Genomic DNA, 8,190 nt, shown 5'->3' on the forward strand with positions numbered 1-8,190 from the left:
GTGTGATTAATTTAACGAAAAGGCGTGTTCACTCTCACACTCTGCTTCTAGGAGCTGAAGAGTGCTTCCTGTATCCTACGTTTTTGTTCTAGATGGTTTCGATATGTTGGGTTCACAAAGTATGCCGTTAGGTCACCAGTATGCAAGATAAGCATGGCTTACTCACCGCTCCCATACCTGAAACATTAAGAACGATGACCGTTCCGATGGTATTCGGCATGATTGCCATCTTGATGTTTAATCTTGTCGATACTTTCTTTATTTCGCTACTCGGCACACAAGCCCTGGCGGCGATCAGCTTTACCTTCCCCGTCACCTTCGCGGTGAACTGCATTACGATGGGCATTGGCGTCGGCATCTCTGCCTGTATCGGGCGCCTTTTGGGGCAAGGCAATTCCGCAAATGCTGCTCGCTTTACCACTCATGGTTTGTTATTGGCCGTCACCTTGGTCATTCTCGCATCGACACTTGGGTTTTATAGTATTGAGTCGCTGTTCTCGTTACTAGGCGCCGAGCCCGGTCTTATTCCACTCATTAAGCAATACATGCAAGTGTGGTATATCACTATTCCATTATTGGTGATCCCAATGGCAGGAAACAGTGCAATCCGAGCTACAGGGGATACGAAAACACCCGCTAAGATCATGATGTTGGCAGGGTTCATTAATGGCATTCTCGATCCATTACTTATCTTTGGTTACGGTCCGTTTCCCGAACTGGGCATTCAAGGTGCCGCCATTGCCAGTGGGTTCAGTTGGTTCGGGGCACTTTGTGGATCTTTGTATGTACTTATCAAGCGTGAAAAATTACTGGCTTTGCCACGCTTTGATGAAATTATCAACGACTGGCGAACTATCTTAAAAATAGGCACACCTGCAGCATTATCTAATGCGATGAACCCATTAGCTGGCGCGATAATTATGATGATGCTCGCCAAACACGGTACAGAAGCGGTCGCCGCTTATGGTGCTGCGCAGCGTATTGAGTCCATTCTAATTTTGGTTCTGATGTCTTTAACCTCTGTGCTCACGCCTTTTATGGCGCAAAACTTTGGAGCGAATAACCCTAAACGTAGCTTTCAAGGCTTGTTCATCAGTATGCGGTTTTCACTACTTTTCCAAGCATTGATCTTTTTGATGATGGTGCCACTGAGCATTCCACTTGCTGCCCTATTCTCTCAAGAAGAAACCGTTCGAGATCTATTGTGGCATTATCTGTTGGTTGTACCTTTTAGTTATGGGTTCCAAGGCATTGTGATGATGTTAGTCAGTGGGCTGAACGCCATGCATCAACCTTTAAAAGCTTTCCAGTGGAGTTTCATGCGGCTGTTCATTTTCACCCTACCTTTTGCGTGGTTAGGCAGCTATCTATACAGCATTGAAGGACTCTTCATAGGTATCGCGTTAGGCAATATTACCGGAGGGGTTTCTGGTTATTTATTTGCAGTTAGAGAGCGAAAAACAGCCTTAGCTGAGTGACCTTACGGCGAAAATACGCGATTCAAAAAAGTGAAACGAGAGCACTGCCCACTCTCACATTTAAAATATCCAAGGTAACCAATGAACACGAATACTTTTACTGCCGTTTATCAGGCACCTATTGGCACCATGGTGATTATCAGTAATGGCGATGCCATCATCGAAATTGACCATATAAACCATGAAGAACCCATTACTGAAAACCCAGATAAACTATGCGAGCAAGCCACCAAGCAGCTTGATGAGTACTTCTCAGGCTCTCGTACAGCCTTTGATTTGCCTCTCTCTTCTAAAGGCACGCCATTTCAAGAAGCGGCGTGGCTTGCATTACAAACCATACCTTACGGAGAAACCATTAGTTATGGCGAGCAAGCAAAACGCATGGAAAACCCCAAAGCGGTAAGAGCGGTTGGCGGGGCAAATGGAAAGAATCCTTTTAGCATCGTAATTCCATGCCATCGTGTGATTGGTGCAAATGGCACTTTAACGGGTTATACCGGAGGCATGAGTCGCAAAGAGTGGTTATTAGACTTCGAGAAGAAAAACTCAGAGAAATAAAAAAGCCCCGCATAAAAATGCAGGGCTTTACATAATATTAAGCCATCAAAGCGACAGCATAATGAACGATTATGCGTTCATTATTTTACTAGTACATCACCTGACATTTCTGCTGGGATATCAATGCCAGATAGAGATAGCATAGTTGGTGCTAAATCAGAAAGCTTACCGCCTTCTTTAAACTCAAGGTCTTTGTTACCTACGTAGATAAGCGGAACTGGAAGGTTAGTGTGAGCTGTGTGGATGCCACCTGTCTCTGGGTTAACCATCATTTCAGCGTTACCGTGGTCTGCAGTGATAAGCAATTGACCATCGACTTCTTTAATCGCAGCAACCACTTTACCAATGCACTCATCTAGAGCTTCACTTGCTTTAACTGCAGCATCGTAAACACCAGTGTGACCAACCATGTCACAGTTCGGGTAGTTACATACGATAGCATCGTATTTGCCACCTTTGATTGCAGCAACAAGCTTTTCAGTTAGCTCTGGCGCGCTCATTTCTGGCTGCAGGTCGTACGTTGCTACTTTTGGAGAAGCTACAAGCTGGCGCTCTTCGCCTTCAAACTCATCTTCTTTACCACCGTTGAAGAAGAAAGTAACGTGCGCGTATTTTTCAGTTTCTGAAATACGTAGCTGAGTTTTACCTTCTTTAGATAGCCATTCACCGTACGTGTTCTCTAGAGAAGCCGGTGGGAATGCACAAAGAAGTGGAATGTCTGCTGCATATTGAGTCAGCATCACGAAATCGATCGCTGGGAATACGTTACGGGCAAAACCATCGAAGTTAGGAACGAATGCGCGAGTAATTTCACGAGCACGGTCAGCACGGTAGTTCATGAAGATAACCGCATCGCCATCAACGATAGCGGCAGACTCTTCGCCTTCTGCTTTGATTTCAGTCGCTTTCACGAATTCATCATTTTCGTCACGAGCGTAAGCCGCTTCAAGGCCTGCCACAGCAGTGTCAAACGTGAATTCTGCTTTTGCTTCAGCTAGTAAGTCGTAAGACTCTTGAACGCGATCCCAGTTGTTATCGCGGTCCATTGCGTAGTAACGACCAATTAGAGAAGCAACACGACCTTTACCAAGCTTTGCAAATAACGCTTGGAAGCGTGCTAGCGTGTTTTCAGCACTGCGCGGCGGTGTATCACGACCATCTAGGAAAGCGTGCAGGTAGATTTTTTCAGCGCCACGTTCCGCAGCCATTTCAACAGCAGCGTAGATATGATCTTCATGAGAGTGAACGCCACCTGGAGACATAAGCCCCATGATGTGAACCGCTTTGTCCGCTTTAACCGCTTTATCGACAGCATTAACTAGCGCTTCGGTTTGAGCGAATTCGCCGTCAGCAATCGACTTTGTAATACGAGTAAGATCTTGATACACAACACGACCAGCGCCGATGTTAGTGTGACCTACTTCAGAGTTACCCATTTGACCATCAGGTAGACCTACATCTAAGCCAGAAGCTGAGATTAAAGTGTTTGGTTGGCTTGCAATAAGACCATCTAAAACTGGCGTATTTGCGTTCGCAATTGCGTTGTCTTGGTTGTCTTCACGGTAACCGTAACCGTCAAGGATCACTAGAGCCATTGGCTTCTTAGCTGACATAGGACTGACCTCGTTCAATTCAAAATAAATCGGTATAAAAACAAATTAGCGTAATTTTACTACAGTTTACAGTCAAAACTGTAGCGGAAGATCAAGAAAGGTGGCAGGTAGGATGACAAGATATGAAAAAAAGCATCATTTGATGAACAGCGAGAGGCTATTTATTCCTTCATGATAAGGCGATTCTTAGCCGTTTTTTATATGATTAGCCATTCAATTAAAGCTAACCATATAAGCGTTTTTTAAACAATAGATCGACCCTTTTGATACATAAACGCGACTAAATACGCCATCGTTAGACCGGTTAGGTTCGCAAGCCAATCATAAAAAGAGGCATGGCGTGTGGCTTGAGTCCCTTGTAATAGCTCAATACCACCGCTCATTGCCCAAAAGCCCATTAACGTTATGACAAAGTAACGCCTTGGAAGCGCCACAAAAGCCGTCAGCCCTAAAACAAAATACGCAAAGGCATGTTTAATTTTATCCGCACCATCAAAGCTCATGATTGTTGCAGAATAATTAGGCGTAAGAGATAAATAAAAAATACCAGCAAGTACACACAGCAACGCTAACTGACAAACAATAGAGAAAAGGCGTTGATGATAAAGCCCGAACTTACTAGAACCTTTATCAGACGCTATCGAAATATCATGAATTGGCATAAAGAGTCATTACTTAAAAAAGGTGAGAGGTTCGGTCGTATTTTATCTACCTAAACCCGCGGCGGATAGTGAAAGAGAAAGAGAAGCTTCAAACTAAAATCAGGGGGATTATACAAGGTTTGAATGATAGAAAAGTCACCAATCCTCGATTTATCACACCGTAAAATTGATTCAGAATATTACAACGCTCATTACCACTCGTCCTTCTATGGCTAAATTTTAGTTTTCTAGTCGGAAAAACAAAAGGGCTAGGTAATGACTACCTAGCCCTTTAAACAAACAATACGATAAGTAATCGACTACTTATACCCTTCAGGGTTGTTCGATTGCCAGCGCCATGTATCTTCCACCATGGTTTGCAATGAACGCGTTGCTTTCCAACCCAGTACTTCTTCTGCGTAGCTTGGGTCTGCCCAGCATTCAGCTATATCGCCGGCGCGGCGTGGCATCACTTGATAAGGCACAGCACGATTTGAGGCTTGCTCAAACGCAGCAACCATTTCAAGTACGCTATTACCCTGACCGGTGCCTAGGTTAAAGATATGCAAACCTTGCTGACTGCCCACTTTATTTAATGCCGCTAAATGGCCATCAGCCAAATCAACCACATGGATATAATCACGCACGCCCGTACCATCCGGCGTTGGGTAGTCATCTCCGAAAACACCAAGCTTTTCACGGCGACCGACCGCAACCTGCGCCACAAACGGCAGAAGGTTATTTGGAATACCTTGCGGATCTTCACCAAGTAAGCCCGATTCATGCGCGCCCACAGGGTTAAAGTAACGAAGCAGCGTAATGCTCCACTCTGGGTTCGCTTGATAGAAGTCGGTTAAACACTCTTCCACCATCAGCTTACTGCGGCCGTATGGATTGGTTGCTGATGTTGGGAAGTTTTCACGAATAGGCACAGAAGCCGGATCGCCATAAACCGTCGCTGACGAACTAAAGATGATGCTCTTTACGCCCGCTTTATCCATCTCACTGACAAGGTTTAACGTACCCGACACGTTGTTATCGTAATACATCAATGGCTTTTCAACCGATTCACCCACGGCTTTGAGACCCGCAAAGTGGATGACTCCATCAATGTCATGCTCAGAAAAAATGGTTTGTAAAATCGCAGGATCTCGAATGTCACCTTGGTAAAAAACAGGGGTAATGCCAGCCACTTGGTTCACGCGCTCTAACACCATTAACTTACTGTTGTAGAGATTATCTAAAATAATGGGCGTGATACCCGCTTCAATCATTTGAATGCAAGTATGGCTGCCAATATAACCAGTACCACCGGTTACTAAAATTTTCATTGATTGCCCCGCCCCCCCCCTCAATAAAGACTATGTGCAAGACCAGTTTCCTGCCTGTTTATCCACATACTAATCAGGAGAATAGTTCAAAATACAGACAATTCTTCTCCGATTTAAAATCTGTATTTTCAGACATAACTTATATTATAACGGTCTGTTAATAGTGAGTATCACAATATAATTACAATAATCAATATAGGTCTAGGATATATAAAGTCAATTATGAAATGACCAAATCATAATCAACTCAATGTACATCGCAACGTTTTTCACGTATGATTATTACATTTAAAATACTAATAATCATTGGCTAGAGTTAAACATGCTTTTAGAACTTTCTTTTGTTGGCTTCTTTTCTTTTACATCATTATTTCTTATGCGTAAAGTAGCGAAGTCTATAGGTCTTGTGGATAAGCCTAACGCACGGAAACTGCACACAGGAGCAGTACCACTTGTCGGAGGGATTTCAATTTGCCTCTCAATAGGACAGTACATTGCTTCTAACCCCGATATCATCCCACATAGTTACTTATTTCTTTCATGTATCGCAGCTTTAATTATAGTTGGCGCACTGGATGACAAATTCGATATCAGCTTTAAAATCAGGCTGGCAGTCCAAGCAGTTCTTTCCATTGCAATGATATGTTTTGCGGATATCCAACTGGAAAACATTGGTAATATCTTTGGTTTTGGAGACATTCATTTAGGCTTATTGAGCCCTATTATTACCATTCTTGCTGTTATTGGAGCTATTAATGCTTTCAATATGGTAGATGGTATTGATGGACTCTTAGGTGGTCTTGCGATTGTGACTTTTGCTGCAATTGCGGTTTTACTAAAGGTCGACAGCCAGCACGGGTTAGCTTATTTATGTGTTGTATTTATTGTCGCTATTATCCCTTACATCCTGATGAATTTAGGCATCTTGGGGCGGGAGCGTAAAGTCTTTATGGGCGATGCAGGGAGCATGATGATTGGATTCACCGTTATTTGGCTACTGCTTGGCGCTAGCCAAGAATCCTCAGAGATACTGATGAGACCGATCACTGCACTTTGGTTAATCGCCATCCCACTAATGGATATGGCAGCCATTATGTTTAGGCGCGTACGTCGTGGTGACTCACCGTTTAAACCAGACAGGGAACATTTGCACCACATTTTCCAGCGCCTAGGCTGCACCCCTAGGCAAACACTAGCTATCATATGCCTTATCGCTGGTGTTTTTGCTGGGTTTGGTATTTACGGAGAAATACATGGTATTTCAGAAAGAACTATGTTCACCTTATTCATCATTTGCTTTTTAGGGTATGCAATTGCAATGAGCTATGTATGGCGTATTACGGGATGGGTTAAACGTTATAAAAAATCACCTAATAAAGCATATTAAGTACTAATTAGAGAAATATACTAGAATCCGAGAGTCCGTAGGCAATAAATTATTTATTGGCGATTTTTCCTTTCACTGTTATTGAAGACTTAATTTTCGTTAAGCTATCCGTAACGCTCATATACAAATTCCAATCAAGATATTTTGTTACGAGCTATGGAATCGCTAAATCCATTTCTTGTTTCAGCAGTAGTAGGGGTTCACGTTCTAAACATGAACCCCCTTGGTCAATAACGTTAATACCAGGAGATATATTGAGTTATTTAAACACTAGCTGATTTAAGGTGTATGACCATCGATACAGAGAGCATTATATTTTTCAAGCTTACCTTTACGCCCCCTCTATCACATCAGATAATAGCGATTCAAAAATATATCCCTCCAGCCTCTTACAGCCTCTTACAGCCAGCACTAGTACCTAGTATTCTTTAGAATTACCACCGCTTTTATAGGTTTACATTCACGTTTCTTCAAATCTTTATCTGAGTATATGAACAAAGCTCTATCAGCTTCAAAACACCCTCAGGCTTAGATTTACTTACGTTATAAGTATCTCAAGAAAACGGAGTATCCTTCGAACAGACGCTTTCAAGTTGATTACGTACTCTTTCATAATACATTGCTATCCAGCATACATTTCATGTAGTTAACCCATTACTCTTTGTACCGTATCCGAGTAAGCAAATATCATAAGCCGATCTTGAGAAATCATCATGTCACTTAGGATCTTAAAAAGACAAAGCAGTCACACGCTAGACAACCATAACTTGGATAACGTGCCTGTTTAAGTGTTTTGTCTTCCATGTAGAGGCTGTTACTTATTAGATTGCATAATATGCTTTGCTAAAAAACAGCCACTGTCAAATAAAAATCAAATTGAACCTCGGTTAAGTTTGATTTTTTTTCCTATTTTAATAAACGATTTTTCGACATATTCATATAAAAAATAAGATATTAACAATGTTATCGAAAATGATGAAAACAATAAGCACAACAAGTAATCCATTTGAGATAAATTTGTAAAATACAAGTTAATCCCATACATAGACAAATATATTACAGGCATATGAATCAAATAGAATGAATAAGACATCTTCCCAAAGGATTGGAAAATATGGATATTAACAAGACATGAAACTCTTCTAGATAATGTACTACTGCTGTCTAAGATAAGCCAAAGAA

6 protein-coding genes are annotated in these 8,190 nt (G+C 42.1%); 3 read left to right on the forward strand and 3 right to left on the reverse strand.

The features are described 5' to 3' along the window. Positions 1 to 140 precede the first annotated feature (140 nt). Both F0226_RS20645 and F0226_RS20650 read left to right on the forward strand, forming a co-directional pair. On the forward strand, positions 141 to 1,478 hold the full coding sequence (locus F0226_RS20645) for an MATE family efflux transporter (RefSeq protein WP_171737392.1): 1,338 nt from the start codon (positions 141 to 143) through the stop codon (positions 1,476 to 1,478). An 81-nt stretch (positions 1,479 to 1,559) separates the two neighbouring features. Next, entirely contained in the window at positions 1,560 to 2,036 is a 477-nt protein-coding gene (locus F0226_RS20650) for a methylated-DNA--[protein]-cysteine S-methyltransferase (protein ID WP_171737393.1), read from the forward strand. A gap of 80 nt (positions 2,037 to 2,116) precedes the next feature. Here F0226_RS20650 and gpmM read toward each other — a convergent pair whose 3' ends face one another. From gpmM to galE, 3 genes are all read right to left on the reverse strand, one after another. After that, a complete protein-coding gene (gene gpmM, locus F0226_RS20655; protein ID WP_171737394.1) occupies positions 2,117 to 3,649 on the reverse strand; it encodes a 2,3-bisphosphoglycerate-independent phosphoglycerate mutase in 1,533 nt (510 codons plus the stop codon). Between the two features lie 242 nt (positions 3,650 to 3,891). Beyond that, entirely contained in the window at positions 3,892 to 4,311 is a 420-nt protein-coding gene (locus tag F0226_RS20660) for a hypothetical protein (protein ID WP_253820879.1), read from the reverse strand. Between the two features lie 299 nt (positions 4,312 to 4,610). Continuing rightward, positions 4,611 to 5,621 (reverse strand): UDP-glucose 4-epimerase GalE, encoded by a 1,011-nt coding sequence (gene galE / locus F0226_RS20665; RefSeq protein ID WP_171737395.1) that lies wholly within the window; start codon positions 5,619 to 5,621, stop codon positions 4,611 to 4,613. 322 nt (positions 5,622 to 5,943) lie between these two features. Between galE and wecA the strand changes: the two genes are divergently transcribed. Continuing rightward, on the forward strand, positions 5,944 to 7,008 hold the full coding sequence (gene wecA, locus F0226_RS20670; RefSeq protein WP_171737396.1) for a UDP-N-acetylglucosamine--undecaprenyl-phosphate N-acetylglucosaminephosphotransferase: 1,065 nt from the start codon (positions 5,944 to 5,946) through the stop codon (positions 7,006 to 7,008). The last annotated feature ends 1,182 nt before the right edge of the window (positions 7,009 to 8,190 follow it).

Source organism: Vibrio sp. 99-70-13A1 (genome assembly GCF_013114625.1).
In the GTDB taxonomy this organism is placed as follows: Bacteria; Pseudomonadota; Gammaproteobacteria; order Enterobacterales; family Vibrionaceae; genus Vibrio.

Coding starts and splice junctions, on each gene's coding strand:
- F0226_RS20645 (WP_171737392.1), top strand. CDS start 141: ATGCAAGATAAGCATGGCTTACTCACCGCTCCCATACCTGAAACATTA.
- F0226_RS20650 (WP_171737393.1), top strand. CDS start 1,560: ATGAACACGAATACTTTTACTGCCGTTTATCAGGCACCTATTGGCACC.
- gpmM (WP_171737394.1), bottom strand. CDS start 3,649: ATGTCAGCTAAGAAGCCAATGGCTCTAGTGATCCTTGACGGTTACGGT.
- F0226_RS20660 (WP_253820879.1), bottom strand. CDS start 4,311: ATGCCAATTCATGATATTTCGATAGCGTCTGATAAAGGTTCTAGTAAG.
- galE (WP_171737395.1), bottom strand. CDS start 5,621: ATGAAAATTTTAGTAACCGGTGGTACTGGTTATATTGGCAGCCATACT.
- wecA (WP_171737396.1), top strand. CDS start 5,944: ATGCTTTTAGAACTTTCTTTTGTTGGCTTCTTTTCTTTTACATCATTA.